Source organism: Amycolatopsis sp. La24 (genome assembly GCF_029087445.1).
Lineage (GTDB): Bacteria > Actinomycetota > Actinomycetes > Mycobacteriales > Pseudonocardiaceae > Amycolatopsis > Amycolatopsis nivea.
Map to the genome: position 1 here is coordinate 94,283 of NZ_JARACH010000009.1, position 21,205 is coordinate 115,487.

A 21,205-nucleotide genomic window follows, 5' to 3' on the forward strand; every position below is an offset into this window, starting at 1 on the left:
CGGAGGACCCTGAGCGCATGGACCTGGCCGCACTCGAAGACATCCGCCGCGTGAAATTCCGCTACCTCCGGTGCCTCGACCTGAAGCGCTGGGACGAGATGGCGGAGACGCTCACCGCCGACGCCCGCGTGCACTACGGCACGCCCTCCTACGGCGAACCGCTGAAATTCGACACCCGCGACGCGCTGATGGAGTTCCTGCGCACCACCGTCGGCCCCGGCATCACGACGATGCACTTCGCCGGCCACCCGGAGATCGAGATCGACGGCGACACCGCGACCGGGCGGTGGCTGTTCCAGGACAAGGTGATCGTCGCCGAGCATCGGGTGGTGATCGAGGGCGCGGCTTACTACGAGGACACCTACCGGCGCGAGGACGGCGTCTGGCGGATCAGCAGCACGGGGTACGAGCGGCTCTACGAAACGCTGGTCTCGATGAAGGACCAGCCGGGCTGGAAGCTGACGGCGAACATGTGGGGTCAGCCCGCCTGATCCGGACGGACCCCGCCCGCCTCGGCGGTCACCGCGTCCGCGACCGCGGCCAGCGCCGCACCGCGCCGCGCGATTTCCGCGCCGGTGATCGGTTCCCCGACCGACAACGTCAGCACCAGCTCCTGCCGCCCCGACGCGTCGAAGGTCGGGGCGGCGAGCAGGCTCACCGCGTGCTTCTTCCGCGGTTCCAGGTCCGCGCCGAGGTACACCCGCTCCCCCAGGCTCGACACCAGCTCGCCGACCAGTCCGCGCACCTCGGGCGGCAGATCCCCGGCCGCCACCCCGGCCATCAGCGTGTAGAGCCGACGGCCCGCCGACGTCAGGCTTTCCACCAGATACCCGTGTTCCCGGCACTCCGCGACCACGCGCCGCAGGTACGCCTCGTCCAGCCGGACCGGCACCGCGGGCGGCGTCGCGAGCCACGCGTCGAAGGCGGAATCGGCGTCCCACAGCACGTACATGAGCCCGACCGGCGGCGCGAACGGATACGTCTCGCCGAGCCGCACTTTGCCCGGCCCGGCGCTCTGCAGCATCAGAATGCGCCCGTCGACCACCGCCGACGCGGTGCAGGTCGCCTCGTACCGGGCGCTGAGTTCTTCCAGGTGCGTGCGGGCGATTTCGCTGGCGCCGAAGCCTTCTCCCGCCGCGCGTCCGGCCGCGATCATCGCCGGTCCGAGGCGATACGTCGTGGTCCTCGGGTCGCGGACCACGTAACCGCTCGCGGTCAGCTCGGTCAGGATGCCGAGGCAGGTCGGCTTGCTCAGGTCCAGTTCGCGGGCCAGCGCGGACAGCCCGAAGCGCTGGCCCGGCCGGGCCGCGAAATAGTCCAGCAGCCGCACGACCCGCTGCGTCGGCGGCGAGCGCCGGGTAACCGCCATTGACCCGTCCTTAGAACGCGTTCTAGTCTCAACCGACCGTGAACGTACCACTCCGGTACAGATCTGGACCAGTGAGGAGTCTCCGGTGCTGACCGAACCGCTCGCCGGCGCGATCGCCGAAGCCGAAAAGATCATCGCCGAGGCGCCGCACGTCCGGACCGAACAGGACCTGGTCGAGGGGTACGACTACCTCGCGGGCAGCATCCGGGCCTCGGTCCAGACCGCGTGGGCCTACGACCGGGACTTCCCGTACTTCACGCTCTCCACCGGCCCGTACACGAAAATGGGCCTGGACAACCCGGACACCCTGTACTTCAACGCGAACATCCGCGAGGACCGCGAGTACGTCGTCACCGGCACCCGCGGCACCACCGCCGACCTCAGCTTCCAGGTCCTCAACGGGGACTACACGCCGGTCGAGGTGCCCGACAGCATGACCGCGTTCGACGACCGCGAGATCCCCATCGCCGCCGACGGTTCCTTCGAAATCCGCTTCGGCCCGGCGAAATCCGACCCGGAGCCCGGCTATTTCGTTCTCGGCCCCGGGTCGTCGATGCTCGTCGTCCGCGAGGTCTACAGCGACTGGGCGACCGAACGCCGCGGCACGATCCAGCTCCGCTGCGCCGGCACCACCGGCCAGGCGCCGCCCGCGCCGACCCGCACCGCGATGGAGAAACGCTACGGCGTCACCGGAAAGATCCTGCTCAGCCGGATCAAGACGTTCCTCGCCTTCCCCAAGTGGTTCTACCTGAACCTGCCGGTGAACACGATGACCGAACCGCGCAGCACGCCCGGCGGCCTGCCCACGCAGTACTCCTCGGCCGGGCATTACGAACTCGCCGACGACGAGGTCATGATCGTCACCGTGCCCCGCTCGGACGCGCCGTACCAGGGCATCCAGCTCGGCAGCACCTGGTATGTCTCGCTGGACTACCTGAACCACCAGACCAGCCTCACCGCCGACCAGGCCCGCGTCGACCCGGACGGCAGGATGCGGTTCGTGATCAGCGAACGCGACCCCGGCGTCGCGAATTGGCTCGAACGCACCGGGCACGACCGCGGCTACGTCCAGATCCGCTGGCAGCGGCTTTCCCGGGAACTGACCGCCGAAGACGGTCCGGAGGTCGAGGTCGTGAGGTTCGGCGAACTCGCCGACCGGCTGCCGTACCACAAGGAGGCTCGCGTGACCCCCGAGGAATGGGCGGAGCGGATCGCCGCGCGACAGGCTGCCGTAGCGGCCAGGATGCTGGGCTGACCCATGGACCTCCTGACCGGCAAAGTCGTTCTCGTGTCCGGAATCGGCCCCGGGCTGGGCCGCTCCATCGCCCTGCGTTCCGCCGCGGCCGGGGCCGACGTCGTGCTCGCGGCCCGCACCGAATCCCGGCTCGCCGAGGTCGCCGCCGAAGTCGAAGCGCTGGGCCGCCGAGCCGTCCAGGTGCCGGCCGACATCACCGACGACGCCTCAGCGACCAGGCTCGTCGAGACCGCGCTGAACGAGTTCGGGCGGCTGGACACCTTGGTGAACAACGCTTTCGCGATCCCGCCGATCACCGACCTCGCCGAAGTCGACCTCGACGCGGTCCGCGCCGGGTTCGAGACCAACGTGCTCGCCGCGCTCCGGCTGACCCGGCTCTGCACCTCCGCGCTCGCCGAAAGCGCCGGTTCGGTCGTGATGATCAACTCGGCCGTGCTGCGGCATTCCCGCCGCACTTTCGGCGCGTACAAAATGGCCAAGGCGAGTCTGCTCGCGCTCGCGCAGAGCCTCGCGTCGGAACTCGGCCCGCAGGGGATCCGGGTCAATTCGGTCGCCCCGGGCTACATCTGGGCGGATTCGCTCAAGTGGTATTTCGCTTACCTGGCCAAGGAACGCGGCGTGCCCGCGGAGCAGGTGTACGCGGAGACGGCGGAGACGATCGACCTGCGCCGTCTCCCGGAACCGGACGAGATCGCCGACACTGTCGTGTTCCTCGCGTCCGCTCTGGCCCGCTGCGTCACCGGGCAATGCCTCGACGTCAACGCCGGCGAATACCATCACTGAGGGGAAGAGCATGCGTCCAGGACGAGACAGCGTCGGCACGGTCGAAGACCTCCACGCGTCCGCCGCGAAACTCACCGGCCTCGACGATTTCGGCGGCGACGACCATCTCGAAGGCCTCCGCGTGCTGCTCGATTCCTATGCCACCGAAGCGGATTTGACCCCGTACGGCAACAAAGTCCACCGGGCTTTCCTGCGCGGCGCGCTGGTCGCGCGGCTGCTGAGCGAAGCCTCGTGGAAACAGCATCCGCAGTATGCCGACGTGCCCATCGAGCGGCCGATCTTCGTCACCGGCCTGCCGCGCACCGGGACCACCGCGTTGCACCGGCTGCTGACCGAAGACCCGGCGCACCAGGGCCTCGAGGTGTGGCTGACCGAAATGCCGCAGCCGCGCCCGCCGCGCGAGACGTGGCCGGACAATCCGGTCTTCCAAGCGATCCAGGCCGGATACGAACAGCACCACGTCGAGCATCCCGAGTTCATGGGCCTGCACCACATGTCTGCCGACCAGGTCGAGGAATGCTGGCAGCTGCTGCGGCAGTCGCTGAAATCCGTCTCGTACGAATGCCTCGCGCACGTGCCCGGCTACTCGCGCTGGCTCGACGGACAGGACTGGACCGACGCCTACCGCAGGCACCGGCGCAACCTCCAGCTCATCGGACTGCCCGACGCCGGCCGCCGCTGGGTGCTCAAGAACCCGAGCCACCTGTTCGCCCTCGATGCCCTGCTGGAGGTCTACCCGGACGCGCTGATCGTGCAGACCCACCGCGCGCCCAGCACCATCATCGCCTCGGTCTGCAGCCTCACCGAACAGGCGTCGGAGGGTTGGTCGGACACGTTCCGCGGCGAGGTCGTCGGACGCAGCCAGCTCGACCTGTGGGCCAGGGGCGCGGAACAGTTCGCCGCCGCCCGCGCCCGGCACGACCCCGCGCAGTTCTGCGACGTCCGGTACGAGGACTTCGTCGCCGACCCGATCGGCACCGTCGAGGGCGTCTACCAGCACTTCGGCCTGGATCTCGCCCCGCAAGCGCGCGAAGCGATGACCGCGCTGCACGAGCGGAGCCGCACCGGGGACGCGAAACCGCGGCACCGCTACGACCTCGCCGACTTCGGCCTGACCGCCGGGGAGGTCGACGAGCGGTTCGCCGGATACCGTCCCGCGCACCGAAGTTGAAGCCGTTTCGAGACCGGGATGTTCGGCGAACCGGCCGCGCCGGACGGGGCCGCGCCCTAGGATCTGCCCGACGTTCCTCGAGCGGAGAGCAGGCATGACGACCTTCACCAACACTGTGCTCCAGATCCTCCCGCAGGCGTTGCTGCTGATCGTGGGGCTGTTCGGCCTGATCCTCTCGATCAACCGGCGCTCGCGCGGCGGCTCCGGGCTGATGGTGGCCGCCTTCGCGGTCATGCTCGTCACCACGGCGCTGGACATCGCCTGGCGGATCATGCTGGCGAACGTCGCGTCCTGGATGGCGTCGGACCACCTGAGCACCTCCGAGATGACGACGATCTTCACGATCGTGGGCCTCACGCTCAGCGTGCTCGAAGTGCTGTCGTGGCTGCTGGTCGTCCTCGGCGTCGCGAAGGGCGGCCGCGCGCCGCAGCCCGGTTTCGCGCCGGGCGGGTACCCGACGGGCGGACAGCCCGGGTATCCGCAGACCGGGTACGGGTATCCGCAGGCCGGATACGCGCAGCCGGGCTATCCCGCGCAGCCCCAGCCTGGATATCCCCAGCAGGACCCCGGTCAGCAGTCCGGCTACTCCCAGCCGCTGCCGCCGCAGTCCAACCCGGGCGAGGGACCGCAGCAGCCGCCGAACTGATGCCGGTCAGACCGCCGCTTCGGCTTCGGCGCGGGCAAGAATCGCGGCCACGGTTTCCTCGACGGTCAGCTCCGACGTGTCCAGCCACAGTCCGAGGTGCGGGGTCTTCTCCCGCAGATACGCGTCCAGCCCGGCGATCCCGGTGTCGCCCGGCTGGTACGCGACCTTCCCCCGCGCCGCCTCGCGCTGCGCCACCACCTCGACGCTCGGTGCGAGAACCACGACGTAACACGGGCGCGTGCGCAGCGCGCCGACCATCTCGGTCAGGTGCTCGCCGAGCACGATGTCCTGCAGCACCACGGTGAATCCGGCGTCGGCGTACCCGTCCGCGACCCGCGCCGCGAGCGCGTACCGGAGCCGCAGCTGGCGGACCGCCTCGGCGGGCGAGTCGGCCGGGCCCATCTCGACCCGGCCGTTGACCACCATCCGCCGGAACGCGTCGCCGCGCACGTGCGCGGATTTCGGCAGCCGTTCGGCGAGCGCCTGCGCCACCGTCGACTTGCCCGCCGCTTGGATGCCGGTCACCAGGAAGATCGTCACACCGCGGACCCTGCCGTTTTCACCGCCGGTCCGCCAACGATTTTCAGCTTCGCTTCCTGCGTCGTCGTGCGGCAACCAGCAGGACGAAGCCGATGAGCAGGCTGAACAGCGAGCCGGATCCACCCGCGCCGGCTGGGTCTGGCCCAGCCACCTCGGCGTCCTGACCGGTCTCCCGACTGCCGGAGTCGCCAAAACGCCGTTCACCTTCTCATACAACCAACCCGGCCCCTTGCGCGGCGATTGGTCACCACTGCTGGACGGCACGGAGGTGGTCGGCCGCGCCCTGCGCACGCGCCCGGACGTCAAGCCGGTCTTCGTGTCGGTCGGCCACCGGATCGGCCTGGCCGAGGCTTGCGACGCGACGCTGGCTCTGGCCCCGGAGTACCGCTTGCCGGAGACGACCCGCAGAGCGGATTCCTTGTGCCGACGCGCGCTCGCGGAAGCTCTCCGCGGCGAAGCCTGATGAACAGTCCCGAACGACTCGCGTTCATCGCGGAGCGACCGTGTCCGCCATCGCGGTATGTCCGCCAAACCGGCCTCGGCCGCTCCGCGGCACCACGCTGAGCGCCAGTTTTCAGCTTGCCTTCAGCCAGTCGCCGATAACCGCGAAATCCTCCTCCGCGAGACCACGTCCTGGCTCGACGCGGTGCAGCAGCGCACGGCCGGGATGCCGAGCGAGCACCCACTCCCGGTCGCCGTCGGTGATCTCGTCGTCCACCCAGACAAACGGACGCCCGTCGGCCCAGGCAACCAAGGTCCGGGTCTTCCAGTGCATGCCGAACCACTGGTCTTCGCGCTCCTCCGCCGGCGAGCGCTCCGGCCAGCGCACGACCGGCAGCGGCGGCAGCCCGAGCCGAGTCGCGAGCTCGGTGTTGGCCTCGTCTTCCCACGTCGTCGCCCACACCAGCTCGACCGGCAGCGAGGCGAGCCGGATCCCCCACCGGGAATCGAGCCGCCGCAGCGGATCCGCCTCGCGCTGCTCGCAGCCAGGTCCGAAGGGAAGCAGCGTTCCGTCGACGTCAAGGAAGAGCACCGAACGGCGATCCAAGGGAGATTTCATCGCGGCGCCAGCTTATCCAGTTGAACCGGCATCACCGTCGCAGCTACGTTCACCGGCGAACGGAGGGATGCCCGTGACGGTCATCGACAAGATCGCCTGGATCCGGTTCGACGCGGGCCGGATCCTCAGCACCCGCTCCCGAGGCAAGGACGTCTACTACCTCCCCGGCGGCAAACGCGAACCCGGCGAGACCGATCTCCAGACTCTCATCCGCGAAATCGACGAGGAACTCGCCGTCGCCATCACGCCCGAAAGCGCAAAGCATTTCGGCGACTTCCAAGCCCAGGCGCACGGCCACGCAGCAGGCACCCTTGTCCGAATGACCTGCTACACCGCCGACTACCGCGGCACCTTGACCCCCAGCAGCGAGATCGAGGAAATCGTCTGGCTGACCTACGCCGACCGGAGCCAGGTGTCCCCGGTCGACCAGGTCATCTTCGACCACCTGCGCGAGACCGGCCTGCTAGCGGACGCTCCACATTAGACACTCATCGCGCGCGCCTGGAGCGGAAAGCGCCCGTTAAACCTCCGGCACCCCGTACCCCCCTCCCCCGCCGGACTCGCACCGCAGCACGTCCCCGCGCCGTACACGAAGGCTGTTCACCTTCAACATCTCCCGCGCCTCCGGCGTCCCCGGATTCAGCACCACCCGCGGCGGCGCACCGGACGACCCGCCGAACAGGCCCCACGCGGGGGTCACCGATCGCTCCCACCACAGCGACAGGTCCTGATCCGCTTCCATCACGTACTCCCGGATCACCCCGTCCCCGCCGCGCCAGCGGCCCGCGCCTCCCGAGCCCGTGCGGATGCGGTATTCGTTCACCCGCACCGGATACAGCGTTTCGACCACCTCCACCGGCAGGTCGCGCAGCGAGCCGTTGACGTTGTTGATCAGCGCCGTCTCCCCGTCACCGCCTTCCCAGGCGCCCCAGCCGCCGACGGTCGCTTCCAGGGTCACGAACGGCTCGCCCGTCCGCGGGTGGTCGCCAGCGAACTGCACGATCATCGAATCGCCGTAGCTGGCCGCGGCGACGCGGTCCGGCATCGCGGGCGCGAGCGCGGCCACCACGAGATCGATCAGCATGCCGAGGCTCGAGTAGTAGTACTGGCACGCCGCCGGTTCCCGCGCGCCGAGCATCGACCCGTCGCGGACCTGGACGTCCAGCGGCGCGAACGAACCGCCGTTCAGGCTCACCTGCGGCGAGATCAGCAGCTTGTACCCGACCCGCGCGGCGGAAATCGCCTGGGAGCGGCCGCAGTTGACCGGGCCGGTCGCCTGGTCGGCGCAGTCGGTGAGGTCGATCGTCATCGATTCGCCCTCGACGACGACCCGCACGCGCACCTTCAGCGGCGTGTCCGGGTCGATCGCGTCGTTGTCCAGGTAGCCGGTCGCCTCGTATTCGCCGTCCGGGATCGCCGCGATCCGTTCGCGTTCCAGCCGTTCGGTCTGGGCGAAGATCTGCTCGCGCGCGGCGTCGACGGTTTCCGCGCCGTAGCGGGCGAACAACTCGCCGAGGCGCCGCACGCCCATCCGGGCACAGGCGATCTGCGCGCGCATGTCCCCGAGGGTCACGTACGGAAACCGCACGTTCGTCTCGATCAACCGCAGGATGTCCATGCATTCGACGCCGCCCGCGACGATTCGCGTCGGACCCATCCGGAGGCCCTCTTGGTAGATGTTCGTGGAATCCATCGAACCGCCGGGGTCCTTGGAACCCATGTCGATCCAGTGCGCCCGGGAAGCCGCGAAGCCGACCAGTTCGTCGCCGACGAAAATCGGCGCGTACACGGTGCAGTCGTTGAGATGGGTGCCGCCGATGTAGGAGTCGTTGAGCACCCACACGTCGCCGGGCTGCCAGACGTCCGGGCCGAACAGATCCTCGGTGTGGCTGGTGCAGATCTCCAGGTTCCCCAGGAAAATCGGCAGGCCCGAGGACTGGCCGAGGACGCGGTGATTCCGGTCCAGCAGCGCGACGGCGCAGTCTTTGCCCTCGTAGATCGTCGGCGTGTAGGACGACCGGATCAGGGTCATGTTCATGTCCTCGGCTGCCTGGATCAGCGCCGAGCGGATGATTTCGGTGGTGACGGGGCTGATGCTCACGCGTGTTCCTCCTGCAGGTGGCCGGCGGCCGCGAGGGTGACGACCAGGAAGCCGCGGTCGTCGACGGCGAGTTCGGCGTCCGGCGGTACGACCGTGGTGGCGGTTTCCTCGTGCACGATCGCGGGTCCGGCCAACCGGCTGCCGGGCGCGAGCGACGAGCGCGCCACGATCGTGGTGGGCACTGGCTGTCCGGCGAAGACGACGTCGCGGACCACCGGATCCGGCCGTTCGGCGCTCGCTTCGGCAGCCGCCGCAGAACGGTCGACAACGCCGTGTCCGGTGGTGCGGAGCGCCACGAACTGCACGGGCGCGCCGGGGGTCGCGTGGCCGTACCGCTGGTGGTGGATCTCGGCGAACCGCGCTTCGACGGCGGGCAGGAAATCGGGGCTGTCAACCGGGTCGTCGTCCAGGATCGGCACCGTCAGGGTGTAGTCCTGGCTCTCGTACCGCATGTCGACGCCGTGCGTCACCGAGCGCCGGTCCTCGGGGATTCCCTGCTCCTGCAACGCTTCCAGCGCCTGATCGCGCAGCGAATCGAGCGCCACCCGCAACGCGCGCGTGTCAAGTTCGGCCCCGTTGGCGAAGAACTGCATGGTGAAGTCCCGCCGGACGTCCGCCTCCAGCATGCCCCACGCCGAGAACGCGCCGGGAAACCGCGGCACGATCACCTCGGTGATGCCGATTTCCTGCGCGATGAACGCCGCGTGCATCGGTCCGGCTCCACCGAACGCGAGCAGCGCGAACTGGCCCGGCTCGCGACCGTGCTCGACGGTCAGAGTGCGGATCGCCTGCGCCATCTTGGCGTTGCCGACGTCGCAGATCCCCGACGCCAGCTCGATCGGGTCCATGCTCAGCTGCTGCGCCAGCGTCGAGACGGCGGTGCGCGCGGCGTCCAGGTCGAGCGGCATGCCGCCGCCGGCGAACGACTCGGGATCGACCCGGCCGAGCACGCAGTTCGCGTCGGTGACCGTCGCCTGCGTGCCGCCGCGCCCGTAGCACGCCGGACCGGGCACCGCGCCCGCCGATTCGGGTCCGACCCGCAGCGCGTCGCCCTCGGCGTAGGCGAGCGAACCGCCGCCCGCGCCGACGGTGTGCAGGTTGACCAGCGGCATCAGCAGCGGGAAACCCTCCGCCTCGCCGTCCGGCGACACGTCGGCGGCGTAGTCCATGACCAGGGAGACATCGAACGAGGTCCCGCCCATGTCGACGCAGATCAGGTCCGGACGGCCGAGCAGCTTTGCCGCCGCGACGCCGCCCATCGTGCCGCCGACGGGGCCGGACAGCAGGGTTTGCAAGGGATGCCGCCGCGCGAATCCCGCGTTGACCAGGCCGCCGGAGGACTGCATGACGTGCACCGGGACGTGCAGGCCCTTCTCGGTGAACCGCGCTTCGATGCGGTCGAGATAGCGGTGCACCGACGGGCCGGTGTAGGCCTCGAGCACGGCAGTCGACGTCCGCTCGTACTCCCGCCATTCCGGCGCGACCTCGTGGGAGAGCACGACCAGCGCGTCGTCGCCGAGCTCGTCCCGCAGGATCTCCCCGGCCCGGCGTTCGTGCCCGGAATCCAGGTAGGAGAACAGGAAACACACCGCGACGGCCTCGAAACCCTCTTCGCGCACGCGTTTCGCGACCAGCCGCACGGCGTCCTCGTCGAGCGGTTCGAGCTCCGCGCCGGTGGCGTCGAGCCGTCCGGCGACCTCCGCGACCGCTTCCGGGCCGACGAGCGGGGCGGGCTTGCGGTAATGCAGGTCGAACAGCCGGTTCCGGTTGCCGCGCGCGATCCGGTAGACGTCGCCGATCCCCTTCGTGGTCAGGATCAGCACCTTCGCGCCGCGCCGTTCGAGCAGCGCGTTCAGGCCTTGCGTGGTGCCGTGCACGAAGAACTCGATCTCCGCGAACGGCAGGTCGAACCCTTCCAGCGCGCCGAAAACGCCGCGCGCGAGGTCGTCGGGGGTGGTGAGCACCTTGCCCGCGCGCAGCCGCTGCGTCGCGCCGTCGTGGACGACCACGTCGGTGAAGGTGCCGCCGATGTCCATGGCGACCCGGTAGGTCATGGGAACTCCTTGTCGGATAAGGGAAATCAGGTGAGCGCGCGACCCTCGGTCTCGGGCAGCGGAAGGACGGCGAGCAGCGCGACGACGAGGAAGGCGACGATCGATGCGACGGTCAGCGAGGAAGCCACCCCGTGGTCCATCATCGCGCCGATCACCGGCACCGAAACGGTGTTCGCCAGCAGGATCGCCGAGGTGGACCAGGAGTAGCCGACGCCGCGCAGCCCGGTCGGCAGCACCTCGGCCGACCAGGTGTTCCAGATGCCCCAGGCGCCGAGCGAGAAGAACGCGAGGATCAGATTGCCCGCGTACAGCTGCGTGGAACCGGTAGCGAGGCCGAACAGCACCCCGCCGACCGCCGAGGCCAGCGCGAAGAGCAGGAAGATCCGCTTGCGCCCGTGCCGTCGGGTCAGCCACGCGGCGAGCAGATAGCCGGGTACGGACACCACCTGCGTCACCGCGACGAACCACAGCGCGCCGGACACGCTCAGCCCGCGGTTCTGCAGCAGGACCGGCAGCCAGGTCTGCAAACCCCAATAACCCCAGCTGAAGGTGAACGACGTGAGCAGCATCGGCAGGAACCGGCGGCGCACCGGCGAACGGAACAGGTTGCGCACCGCGCCCGCCTTGCGGTCGGCGTCCTCGACGGAAAACGTTGTGTCGGCCGGGATTTCCGCACCGAGACCTCGCAACACCGCGGCAGCCTCCGCGTGCCGCCCGCGCCGCGCCAGCCAGTACGGCGATTCGGGCACCCAGCGCAGCACGGCGAACGCCCACAGCCCGGCGAGCGCGGCGACAACGGCGACCGCACGCCAGCTGATCGTGCCGAGGGACTGGCTCACGCCGATGCAGAGCAGCGTGCCGATCGGAAACCCGATGCTGAGCGCAACCGCGCCTTGGCCGCGGCGAGCGGTCGGCAGCAGTTCGAGGAAGTACGGGAACGTGACCGCGTAAACCCCGCCGAACGCGACGCCGGACAGGAACCGCAGCACGACGAACGGCCAGAACGCCGGCGAAAGTCCCGCCGCCAGCGCGAGGACCGCGTAAATCAGCAGGCTCGCGACCGTCACGCGGCGGCGGCCGAGCCGGTCGATCAGCCCGCCCCACAGCAGCGCGCCGGGCACCATGCCGAACGCGACCGCGGACAGGGCCCAGCCCAGTTTCGTGTTGTCCACGCCGAATTCGCCCGCGATCCCGTTCGAGACGTAGACCAGCCCGACCTGTTCCCAGGCTTCGACGACGAACGCGAAGAACAGCACCGATCCGGCGAGCCAATGCCGTCGGGTCAGCCCCATCCCGGTGCAGACGTCGCCGACGGTCGGCGCGGCGGTGGTGGGCGGGGCGGGCTCGTGCGGGGCGGCCATGGCGCCTCCTATCACCATCAAAACGTTTTGATGAGCTTTCGCGGCATCAAACCCGCGCGCCGGTGCGGTGTCAAGACCTCCTGGGCCGGCCGGTGGGCGATACTGGGCCGTCCGGAGGCAGCGCGAAGGGGAACGACGGTGGAGACCGAGGGCGGCAAACGGCCGGTGACGATCCGGGAGGTCGCCGAGCGCGCCGGGGTTTCGATCAGCACGGTTTCGCACGCGCTTTCCGGGCGCAGGCCCATTTCCGCGGCGACCAAGGCGCGGGTGCGCGAGGCCGCGGCGGAACTGGGCTACGACCCGAACCCGAACGCGCGCTCGCTGCGCACCGGCCGGTCCGGGCTGGTCGGGCTCATCCTGCGGCCGCGCTACGCGGTGGCCGGCACGCCCGACCGCGCCGAGACGTTCAACCGGCTCGTCGGGTCGATCGCGACCGAGATGCTGCGGCACAAGACCGGCCTGATCCACGTCCCCGACCTGCACGACCCGGCGGTGGCGAGCGTGCCGATGGACGGCTGCATCGTGGCCCACCCCTACGGCGGCGACACCGCGCTCGCCGAACTGCTCGGCCGCGGCCTGCCGGTGGTGACCGTCGAGGAGGACCCGGAACAGCCGGACCTGCCGTGGGCGGTGCGGCTGGACTACCCGCCGGTGGTCGAAGCGCTGCTGGACCACCTCTACGACCAGGGCGCGCGCGACGTGCTGCTGCTGTCCGGTACCGAGGACAACGCCTGGAACCGGCGGCCGCGCGAAACCTATCTCGCGTGGTGCAAACGGCGCGCACTGCCGCCGCGGACCGCCTTGCTCAGCGAGGGCCTCACCCCCGGAGACGTGCCCGAACTGGTGCAGCCCTTGCTGTCCGGCCCGGACCGACCGGACGCGATCGTGGTCGCGACCAGCGATTTCGCTCCGCTCATCGCTGACGCCGCGACCGCACAGGGCCTGCGCATCCCGGACGATCTGCTGCTCGCCGCACTGACCGACAGCGAACACGCCCGCACGAGCACCCCGCCGATCACCGCGATGGACCTGACGCACGAAGCTTTGGCCGAACGCGCGGTCGACCTGATGCTGGCGCGGTTGTCGGGCGCCGAAACGCCTGCGGGGCCGGTGTTCCTGACTCCGGAACTGCGGCTTCGGGGGTCGACTCGGCGCGAGGGCTGACTCGCGACGGGATACGCCGCGCTTTTCGCCGCGCGTCCAGCCGTCGCGAGCTTGGCGGCCGCCAGTTCCCGCCGCCGAGATGAGCCGCGCTTTCGCCGCACCTCCAACACCCGCGAACCCGACGGCCGCCCGTTTCCGCCGCCGGGATGAGCCGCGCTTTCCCCGGTGCGTCCAGCACTCGCCAGGTCGAGCCCGGCGGCCGCCAGTTCCCACCGCCGTTTTCGCAGCACCTCCAACACGCGCGAGCCCAGCGGCCGCCCGTTCCCGCCGCCGAGATGAGCGGCGCTTCCCCAGGCGCGTCCAGCACTCGCCAGGTCGAACCTGGCAGCCGCCAGTTCCCGCCGCCGCTTTTCGCATCGCATCCAGCACTCGCCAGGTCGAGCCTGGCGGCCGCCTTTCCGCCGCCGGTCCGGGACCGCGCGCACCCCATCAGCACGTCAGCCGCAGCCGCACCCACGACGAACCGCGCCAGCCCAACGCTGTTCCCCGCCAAGCCAGTACTTGCCTAAGAGGAAAGTGGCGGGGTACTTTCTCCTCAGGCAAGTACTCTCGGACAGACAAGGAGGCGGCCATGGCTGAGCAACCCTCCCCGGAAGAGGCAGCCCGCGCGTTGCGGGACGTCGACCACCGCAGGGACCAGGCGCTGGACGAACTGCAGGGCGCGAAGTGGGTCGACGTCGTCTTCGCGCTCGTCGTCTTCCTGTATCTGGCTTCGGCGGACTTCCTGCCCAGCGCCGCCGAGTGGAAGGGCCTGGTCCTGGCCGTGCTCGTCGTGGGCTACGTGCTGATGCTGCGCACCCGCCGAGGTGCGGCGGTGCTGGGTCACCGCGTGCGAGTGGACAAGTCCGCGATCCGGCCGAGGTTCGCCATCGCGCTCGTCTTCGTCCTCGTGTGCGTGGCGGCGGCCGTCGCGCCGGCGCTGCTGCACGTGCAGATCCCTTACGGGAACACGATCCTGGGCGCGGTGCTGGCGATCGTGCTGATCGGGTTCGGGCAGCACTTGCGGCGAGGGCTGGCCGCGCTGATCCGGCGCAGCCGTTCGGGAGGCGCACCGCATGGCCATGCCTGATCTGGATCCGCTCCTGCTGGACCCCACCCGGCTGTCCATCGCGGCACTGCTGTCCGGGACCGAGTGGGCGGAGTTCAGCTGGGTCCGCGACTCGGCCGGGCTGTCGGATTCCGCGCTGTCCAAGCAGATCGCGAACCTGGCCAACGCCGGATACGTCGAAGTCAAAAAGGGGTACGTGGGCAAACGGCCGCGAACTTGGCTCAACCTCAGCGGTTCCGGGCACCAGGCGCTGCGTGCGCATGTCGCGGCCCTGAATCAGATCGTCGAGCAGTCGCGGCGGGCGGAACGCCGCGGCTGAGTCTCCCTGAAGTGTCCACTGTGGAGTAAACGGCCGATCGCGGCGACCTGCTGGCCACCGCGATCGGCCGTCCGGCTAGTCCACCGGCGTGACCTCGGCCATTTCCGACCAGGCCGCACCGTCGAGGTTCTGGTAGTTGATCTCGGGCTTCTTCGCGACGACCGTCGACATGAACGGGAAGAACTCCTGCGCGTGCTTGGTCGCGACGTGCGCGTCCCCGGCGGCGCTGTCGGCGAAGACCTCGACCAGGACGAACTCGTTCTCGTCGCCGCCGTTCTGGTAGTAGTCGAACGAGACGTTGCCCGGTTCGCTCCGCACGTTCGCGGTGTAGCGCTCGATGCCTTCCAGCCACTCGGCTCGCTTCTCGGGACGGATCTGTGCTTTGAGGACGATCAAGATCATGCCCCGAGTATCGCAAGCGACCGGCTACTCAGCGACCGCTGCGGCGCGAATCACCCGTGCCCCGGCCAAAGCCGTCACCAGTAGGACCACTCCTCCCCCGAACACCGCGCTCGCCAGGAACGGCCAGAGGCTGAACGCGGCTGCCGGACTGCCCGTCTTGACGATCGAGAACGGCAGCACGCACAGCACCGAGCCCACGACCGCGACGACGATCGCCAGCCCGGCCGCGGCGGCGGTTTCGCGCAGGAGCATGCCGCGGACCTGCCGGACGGTCGAGCCGATCAGCGACAGCGTCGCGAACTCCGTCCGCCGGTCGCCGATCGCGGCCACCAGGTTGTTGGTCAGCGCGATCGCCATGAACAGCGAGATCAGGACGACCACCAGGTAGTTGATCGACGCCAGCACCTCGGCGGTGCTGCCCGGGACGCTGTGCTGGTTTTCGATGCCCTGCATGGCGAGCGTGCCCGCCGAAACGCCGACCAGCAGCGTCAGGAAAGTGACGATCGGACGGGCGCGTTCCGGAGCCGCGCGCAGGTTCACGCCCGCCAGGTGCGCCTCGGCGTTCTTCGCCCCGCGCGAGAGCCGGCCGACGATCCGGTTGGCCACGGCGATCAGTTCCGGGGCAAGAATCGCGAACCCGATCGAGCACAGCACTACGGCCGGACCGGTCAGGCCGGTGGTCGCGATGCTGTCGGCAGGCAGGGCGAGTACCGCGCTTGCCGAGCCGAAACCCGCTGCCAGCAACACCATCGCGGAGATCCGCCGCGGCCGCGCCGACCTGGCCCGGCGCGGGCCGGACGATACCTCTTCCACCGGGCTCCGCCGAGCCGGGCCGCGGCTGCCGATCCACGCGGCGAGGACTCCGGCCAGCAGCACCACCGCGACGCCGATCAGCGGCAGCCCGATGCCAGGTGCGTACGACGTACGCGGCGAGGTGAGCCCGGTCGACCGCACGCCGGTCAGCAGCAGGAGCCCGAGCAGGTAGCCGAGCCCCAACCCAGGCAGCGCGGCCGCGGCGGTGATCGCGAGGGTTTCCATCGAAACGAGCACGCGGATCTGCCGCGGCGCCGCACCGATCAGCCGCAATCCGCCGATCTCGCCGGACCGCCCGGCGAGCGTGACGCCGATCGTCGACACCATCGCGAACACGACGATCGCCACCACCCAGCCGCCCAGGATCAGCGGGAACTGAGTGAGGAATCCCCGATCGGCAGCGGCGGTGCCGCCGGAGAGGCCGGTTCCGAGCAGGGCGGTCATCGCGACCACGAGCGCCATCCCGACGAGCGCGACCAGACCGGTGGCCACCGCGGCGGCCCGATGGTGGCCGAAGAGCCGTAGAGCCAGTCTCAGCATGTCAATCCCCCTTCGATCTTGCTGTGGTCACCGGACATTCGCGCCGGATCACCGAGCACCCACGGCATTCGCGGCTCGCTCCGCGGACTCGACCAGCACCGCCATCCGGTTCGCCACCGCCGCCGCGGTGGGCCGGGCCAGCTGGTCGACCACCAGGCCGTCGGCCAGGAACAGGACCGCGTCGGCATAAGACGCGGCCACCGGGTCGTGCGTCACCATCACGATCGTCTGTCCCCGGTCCGCCAGATGCCGAAGCAGGCCCAGCACTTCCCGCGCGCTGCGGATGTCCAGCGCGCCGGTCGGTTCGTCGGCGAACACCACCTCCGGGTCCGTCACCAGCGCCCGGGCCACGGCCACCCGTTGCTGCTGACCGCCGGAAAGCTGCCCCGGCCGGTGTCCCCCGCGCTGCGCGAGGCCGACCTGCGCCAGCAACGCCGCAGTGCGCTGCCGGTCCGGAGCGCGGCCGTCCAACCGCAGCGGCAGTTCGATGTTCTCCTCCGCGGTCAGTGCGGGCAGCAGGTTGAACTGCTGGAACACGAAACCGATCCGCTGGCGGCGCAGTTCCGCCAGCCGCGGTTCATCCAAAGTGGACAGATCCGTGCCGTCCAGTTCGACGGTCCCCTCCGTCGGGGTGCGCAGACCGGCCGCACAGTGCAGCAACGTGGTTTTCCCTGAGCCCGACGGGCCCATGATCGCGGCGAAAGCACCGCGCGGAACGTCCAGGTCCACGCCCCGCAGTGCGTCGACCGGACCGCCTTCGCCGTCGAAGCGGCAGCGCAGCCGCCGGGTGCGGATCGCGGGTGCGGTCATCTCGAGTCCTCCCAGAGTTATGAACGCTCGTTTAAAACGAACGTTTACCTGATACGGTAGCACGCGTGGGACACCGCGAGAACCTGATCACCGCCGCCCGGGAATGCCTCCTCAAGGCCGGTTACGCGCGCACTACGGTGCGCGACCTCGTCGCCGCCTCCGGGGCGAACCAGGCGTCGATCAACTACCACTTCGGGTCGAAAGAACAGCTGCTCACGCAGGCGCTGCAGGACCTCAACGCGGAGTGGGGCGAGCTGCTGTTCGCCGTTCTCTCCGACCCGGACGACGAGAAAGCCGGGCCGGAGCGTCGCTGGGCGCGGATCATCGAGTCCATTCAGGAGCACCGCGAACTGTGGTTCGTGAACTTCGAGAGCGTCAGCTACCTACAGCACGACGAAACGATCCGGAAGATCAACGCGGAGGGCCAGCAACAGGCGCGCGTCTCGCTCGCGAAGGCCTTCGGCGACCTCGGACCGGACGCCGACCCGAAGGACGTCCACGCGATCGGCGCGCACTACTACTCGCTGCTCGTCGGGACCGCGTTGCAGTGGCTGACCGATCCGGAGAACGCTCCCTCGGCGGCGGACGTCGTCCGCGCCGACTGGCGATCGGTCTAAACCGGAGCAAACGCGGGTCTCGTCGGCGACCAGCAAGGCAAATAACCCGAACTGGCCGAGGAAATCCCGCCGTCCGCAGCCGAGTTCGCCCCGCGCGGAGCCGCGGCCGATCGTCGCGCCGCCGCACATCACGCTGACGTCACGGATCCCCGCCCCCGCGGCTGCTCCGTTGACACGTCAGCCATCCGGGTGACATGATTCCGCCACCGCTTGGAAACGTTTCCAAACCATCCAGAGCGTAGCTTGGAAACGTTTCCAACAGCGGTTTCCGCCGCTGTAGCTGTGTCCGACTGGGAGGGACGATGACGTCAACCCGAGCCACGCTGATCCAGGTGGCCGAGCGCGCCGGCGTGTCGCTGGCTTCGACCTCGCGCGCGCTGCACGGGTCCGGCGCGAGCAAGGCGATGGTCGAGCGCGTGCGGGCCGCCGCGGCGGAGCTCGGGTACAGCGCGGACGCGATCGGGCGGTCGTTGCGGCTGAAGAAGACGTCGCAGATCGCGTTCGCGGTGGCGGACATCGGCAACCCGGTCTACGTCGAGATCATGCGCGGCATCCACGAGGTCCTGGCGCCGCACGGGTACCGGGTCGTGGTGATGTCCACCGGGGACACCGCGGCGTCGACCGCCGAGCTCATGCACAGCCTGCACGGCGGGTTCGTCGACGGGATGATCGTGATCCCGCTGCGCACCGACGACGAGCTGATCGAGCAGATCGGCCGGGCCCCGGTGCCGGTCGTGGTGATCGGCCGGGCGATGAGCGACCGCGGGATCAGTTCGGTCTCCACCGATTCCGCGGCCGGGATCGGCGCGGCGGTGCAGCACGTGGTTTCGCTGGGCCGCCGCCGGATCGGGTTCCTCAACGGGCCGCTCGACACCACGCCGGGCTCTTCGCGCCAGCGCGGGTTCGACGCGGCAGTGTCCGCAAAGGACTTCGCCGCGCAGACGGACGTCGAGGTCGCCGCCGATTTCACCGTCGCAGCGGGGATCGAGGCGGCGCGGAAGCTGCTCGACCGTCCACAACGGCCGGACGCCATCGTCGCCGCCAACGACCTGCTCGCCATCGGAGCCATCCGCGCCGCCCACGAACTCGGGCTCAGCATCCCGCGCGACGTCGCCGTCACCGGGATGGACGACACCGAGCTCGGGCAGGTTTTCCTGCCCCGGCTGACCAGCGTGTCCCTCGGTTCGGCCGAGCGCGGGCGCGCCGCCGCCCGGCTCATGCTCGGACTCACCGACGACGCGGAGGCTCCGGCGCAGCAGATCTCGGTCGGGACCGAGCTGTTCGTCCGGGAATCCACTCGGGAATCCACTCCGGACCAGACCGCGGAGGACGCAGAATGACCACCGCGACACAGCCGCGGGTCGCCCCCGCTCCCCCGCCGCGCCCGAAGAAGACCACCCAGGCCCGCACCCGCCGGCGCGAGGCGATCGCGCTGGTGATGCCGTCGCTGATCCCGATCCTGGTGCTGTCGGTGGCCCCGCTGGTGATCGGCATCGTGCTCGCCTTCACCGACACCCGTCTGGTGCGGCATCCGGACTTCGGCTTCGCCGGGATCGACAACTTCGTCCGCCTCGGCGGGAACTCGCTGTTCTGGGATTCGCTCCGGATCGGTCTGATCTGGACGGTCGGGGTGACCGTCCTGCAGCTGGCCGCCGCGATGGGTCTCGCGCTGCTGCTCAATTCCGGTCTCAAACTCCAGGGCCTCACGCGGGTGCTCGCGCTCATTCCGTGGGCAATGCCGCCGGTGGTCGTCGCGATCATGTGGCAAATGATTTACTCGGCCAACGGCGGTCCGCTCAACGCGTTCCTCGGCAGCATCGGATTGCCGGACGGAATCAACTGGCTCGGCGATTTCAACACCGCGCTGCCCGCGGTGATCGTGGTCGGCGTCTGGGTCGGCATGCCGCAGACCACCGTGACGCTTCTCGCTGGCCTGCAACAGATCCCGGCTGAACTGCACGAGGCGGCAGCGGTGGACGGAGCCGGGGCGTGGCGGCGGTTCACCGCGGTGACCTGGCCGAGCATGCGCCCGATCGTCAGTTCGATCACTTCCCTCAATTTTATCTGGAATTTCAATTCCTTCTCGCTCGTTTACGTGCTCACCGCGGGCGGCCCGGGCGGCAAAACCATGGTCCCGGTGCTGTTCGTTTACCTCGAAGCGTTCAAGAACCGCGAAATCGGCTACGCCGCCGCGATGGGGCTGGTCCTCGTGATCGTGGTCGTCGCGCTGCTCGCGATCTATCTGCGGTCGCAGTTCCGCGGCGACCGCCCGGAAAGGGGGCGGTGATCCATGCGCTGGTCCGTGCGCCCCGCGCAGTACCTGGCTCTCGTGCTGTACCTGCTGTTCCTCGGTTTTCCGCTGCTGTGGCTGATTTCCGCGTCGGTGAAGTCGTCGGCGGAGCTGAACTCGCTGTCGGTCAACCTGATCCCGAGCGAATGGCATTGGGACAACTACGGCGAGGCGCTCTCCCGCCAGGGCCTGCTGCATTCGGCGTTCAACAGCCTGCTGGTCGCGCTGGCCAGCACCGTGCTCGCGATCCTGATCTCGGTGCCCGCGGCCTACGTGCTGGCGCGGCTCACGGGCAAGCTGCGCGTCGCGGGCGTCACCTGGATCCTGGTCAGCCAGGTGTTCCCGGTGGTGCTGGTGATCCTGCCGCTGTTCCTCGTGCTGCGGACGCTCGGTCTCGCCGACAGCCTCGTCGGGCTGACGCTCGTGCACACCACCTACATCCTCCCGTTCGCGCTGTGGATGCTGCAGGGCTACGTCGCGGCAATCCCGGTGGAACTCGAGGAGGCCGGGGCGATGGACGGCGCGAACCGGTTCACCGTGCTGCGCACCATCGTGTTCCCGCTGCTGGCCCCCGGTGTGGTCGCGACGGCGATGTTCAGCTTCGTGTCGTCGTGGAACGAGTTCTTCTTCGCGCTGGTGCTGCTGCAGACGCCGGAGAACTACACGCTGCCGATCACGCTGACCATGTTCATCGGCGGCGAGGGCAAGGTCGCCCTCGGTCCGCTGGCCGCGGGCGCGGTGCTCGCGGCGATCCCGAGCATCGCCTTCTTCAGCCTCCTGCGGAAGCGGCTCACCGGCGGCCTCATGGCCGGGGCGGTGAAGGGATGAGCCCCAACCCCATCGGAAACAGTTCGAAAGGTCG

The 21,205-nt window shown here is 69.6% G+C and carries 23 protein-coding genes; 14 read left to right on the forward strand and 9 right to left on the reverse strand.

What is annotated here, in order from left to right; genetic code table 11:
- Positions 1-17 precede the first annotated feature (17 nt).
- Positions 18-491, forward strand: coding sequence for a nuclear transport factor 2 family protein (locus PUT80_RS12585; RefSeq protein ID WP_275292032.1), 474 nt, complete (start codon positions 18-20; stop codon positions 489-491).
- On the opposite strand, the gene PUT80_RS12590 is transcribed toward PUT80_RS12585, so the two are convergent.
- The gene (locus tag PUT80_RS12590; RefSeq protein WP_275292033.1) at positions 479-1,369 is read right to left on the reverse strand and encodes a helix-turn-helix domain-containing protein; all 891 of its coding nucleotides are present in this window, start codon (positions 1,367-1,369) and stop codon (positions 479-481) included. The genes PUT80_RS12585 and PUT80_RS12590 overlap by 13 nt on opposite strands.
- Before the next feature lie 85 nt (positions 1,370-1,454).
- Between PUT80_RS12590 and PUT80_RS12595 the strand changes: the two genes are divergently transcribed.
- From PUT80_RS12595 to PUT80_RS12610, 4 genes are all read left to right on the forward strand, one after another.
- The gene (locus PUT80_RS12595) at positions 1,455-2,624 is read left to right on the forward strand and encodes a hypothetical protein (RefSeq protein ID WP_275292034.1); all 1,170 of its coding nucleotides are present in this window, start codon (positions 1,455-1,457) and stop codon (positions 2,622-2,624) included.
- A gap of 3 nt (positions 2,625-2,627) precedes the next feature.
- Positions 2,628-3,407: an SDR family oxidoreductase gene (locus tag PUT80_RS12600; RefSeq protein ID WP_275292035.1), complete on the forward strand. Its 780-nt coding sequence runs from the start codon at positions 2,628-2,630 to the stop codon at positions 3,405-3,407.
- Between the two features lie 10 nt (positions 3,408-3,417).
- Positions 3,418-4,578 carry a sulfotransferase gene (locus tag PUT80_RS12605; protein ID WP_275292036.1) on the forward strand — a complete coding sequence of 387 codons (1,161 nt, stop codon included), beginning with the start codon at positions 3,418-3,420 and terminating at the stop codon, positions 4,576-4,578.
- Positions 4,579-4,672: 94 nt separating this feature from the next.
- Positions 4,673-5,224 (forward strand): hypothetical protein, encoded by a 552-nt coding sequence (locus PUT80_RS12610; protein WP_275292037.1) that lies wholly within the window; start codon positions 4,673-4,675, stop codon positions 5,222-5,224.
- 6 nt (positions 5,225-5,230) lie between these two features.
- Here PUT80_RS12610 and PUT80_RS12615 read toward each other — a convergent pair whose 3' ends face one another.
- Positions 5,231-5,764: an AAA family ATPase gene (locus PUT80_RS12615; protein ID WP_275292038.1), complete on the reverse strand. Its 534-nt coding sequence runs from the start codon at positions 5,762-5,764 to the stop codon at positions 5,231-5,233.
- On the opposite strand from PUT80_RS12615, the gene PUT80_RS12620 reads away from it, so the two are divergent.
- A complete protein-coding gene (locus PUT80_RS12620) occupies positions 5,739-6,227 on the forward strand; it encodes an endonuclease V (protein WP_343076880.1) in 489 nt (162 codons plus the stop codon). The two genes, PUT80_RS12615 and PUT80_RS12620, sit on opposite strands and share 26 nt — an antisense overlap.
- Before the next feature lie 111 nt (positions 6,228-6,338).
- Here the strand turns inward: PUT80_RS12620 and PUT80_RS12625 are convergent, their stop codons facing one another.
- A complete protein-coding gene (locus tag PUT80_RS12625; protein WP_238605840.1) occupies positions 6,339-6,824 on the reverse strand; it encodes an HAD domain-containing protein in 486 nt (161 codons plus the stop codon).
- Between the two features lie 73 nt (positions 6,825-6,897).
- Between PUT80_RS12625 and PUT80_RS12630 the strand changes: the two genes are divergently transcribed.
- The gene (locus tag PUT80_RS12630; protein WP_275292039.1) at positions 6,898-7,308 is read left to right on the forward strand and encodes an NUDIX domain-containing protein; all 411 of its coding nucleotides are present in this window, start codon (positions 6,898-6,900) and stop codon (positions 7,306-7,308) included.
- Between the two features lie 36 nt (positions 7,309-7,344).
- On the opposite strand, the gene PUT80_RS12635 is transcribed toward PUT80_RS12630, so the two are convergent.
- The 3 genes from PUT80_RS12635 to PUT80_RS12645 are packed head-to-tail and all read right to left on the reverse strand — an operon-like array spanning position 7,345 to position 12,340.
- Positions 7,345-8,925, reverse strand: coding sequence for a hydantoinase B/oxoprolinase family protein (locus PUT80_RS12635; RefSeq protein WP_134661710.1), 1,581 nt, complete (start codon positions 8,923-8,925; stop codon positions 7,345-7,347).
- Entirely contained in the window at positions 8,922-10,979 is a 2,058-nt protein-coding gene (locus tag PUT80_RS12640) for a hydantoinase/oxoprolinase family protein (protein WP_134727387.1), read from the reverse strand. Before PUT80_RS12640 ends, PUT80_RS12635 begins: the two co-directional genes overlap by 4 nt.
- 26 nt (positions 10,980-11,005) lie before the next feature.
- The gene (locus PUT80_RS12645) at positions 11,006-12,340 is read right to left on the reverse strand and encodes an MFS transporter (protein WP_275292040.1); all 1,335 of its coding nucleotides are present in this window, start codon (positions 12,338-12,340) and stop codon (positions 11,006-11,008) included.
- A gap of 138 nt (positions 12,341-12,478) precedes the next feature.
- Here PUT80_RS12645 and PUT80_RS12650 point away from each other — a divergent pair, with 138 nt between their 5' ends.
- From PUT80_RS12650 to PUT80_RS12660, 3 genes are all read left to right on the forward strand, one after another.
- Positions 12,479-13,504 carry a LacI family DNA-binding transcriptional regulator gene (locus PUT80_RS12650; protein WP_275292041.1) on the forward strand — a complete coding sequence of 342 codons (1,026 nt, stop codon included), beginning with the start codon at positions 12,479-12,481 and terminating at the stop codon, positions 13,502-13,504.
- A 571-nt stretch (positions 13,505-14,075) separates the two neighbouring features.
- Complete coding sequence (locus PUT80_RS12655) at positions 14,076-14,573, forward strand: hypothetical protein (protein ID WP_275292042.1); 498 nt, start codon at positions 14,076-14,078, stop codon at positions 14,571-14,573.
- Positions 14,560-14,871, forward strand: a complete 312-nt coding sequence (locus tag PUT80_RS12660; protein WP_275292043.1) for a transcriptional regulator — start codon at positions 14,560-14,562, stop codon at positions 14,869-14,871. Before PUT80_RS12655 ends, PUT80_RS12660 begins: the two co-directional genes overlap by 14 nt.
- A gap of 75 nt (positions 14,872-14,946) precedes the next feature.
- On the opposite strand, the gene PUT80_RS12665 is transcribed toward PUT80_RS12660, so the two are convergent.
- From PUT80_RS12665 to PUT80_RS12675, 3 genes are read right to left on the reverse strand one after another with little or no spacing between them, the layout of a single operon-like run.
- Complete coding sequence (locus PUT80_RS12665; protein WP_275292044.1) at positions 14,947-15,273, reverse strand: putative quinol monooxygenase; 327 nt, start codon at positions 15,271-15,273, stop codon at positions 14,947-14,949.
- 24 nt (positions 15,274-15,297) lie between these two features.
- Positions 15,298-16,626, reverse strand: a complete 1,329-nt coding sequence (locus PUT80_RS12670; protein WP_275292045.1) for an FtsX-like permease family protein — start codon at positions 16,624-16,626, stop codon at positions 15,298-15,300.
- 48 nt (positions 16,627-16,674) lie between these two features.
- On the reverse strand, positions 16,675-17,436 hold the full coding sequence (locus PUT80_RS12675) for an ABC transporter ATP-binding protein (protein WP_275292046.1): 762 nt from the start codon (positions 17,434-17,436) through the stop codon (positions 16,675-16,677).
- Between the two features lie 65 nt (positions 17,437-17,501).
- On the opposite strand from PUT80_RS12675, the gene PUT80_RS12680 reads away from it, so the two are divergent.
- The 4 genes from PUT80_RS12680 (at position 17,502) to PUT80_RS12695 (ending at position 21,171) form a co-directional block, all read left to right on the forward strand.
- Positions 17,502-18,053 carry a TetR/AcrR family transcriptional regulator gene (locus tag PUT80_RS12680; protein ID WP_134661719.1) on the forward strand — a complete coding sequence of 184 codons (552 nt, stop codon included), beginning with the start codon at positions 17,502-17,504 and terminating at the stop codon, positions 18,051-18,053.
- 302 nt (positions 18,054-18,355) lie between these two features.
- Positions 18,356-19,393, forward strand: a complete 1,038-nt coding sequence (locus PUT80_RS12685; RefSeq protein ID WP_275292047.1) for a LacI family DNA-binding transcriptional regulator — start codon at positions 18,356-18,358, stop codon at positions 19,391-19,393.
- A complete protein-coding gene (locus PUT80_RS12690) occupies positions 19,390-20,340 on the forward strand; it encodes a sugar ABC transporter permease (protein ID WP_134661721.1) in 951 nt (316 codons plus the stop codon). Before PUT80_RS12685 ends, PUT80_RS12690 begins: the two co-directional genes overlap by 4 nt.
- A gap of 3 nt (positions 20,341-20,343) precedes the next feature.
- Positions 20,344-21,171: a carbohydrate ABC transporter permease gene (locus PUT80_RS12695; protein WP_275292048.1), complete on the forward strand. Its 828-nt coding sequence runs from the start codon at positions 20,344-20,346 to the stop codon at positions 21,169-21,171.
- Positions 21,172-21,205: the final 34 nt, after the last annotated feature.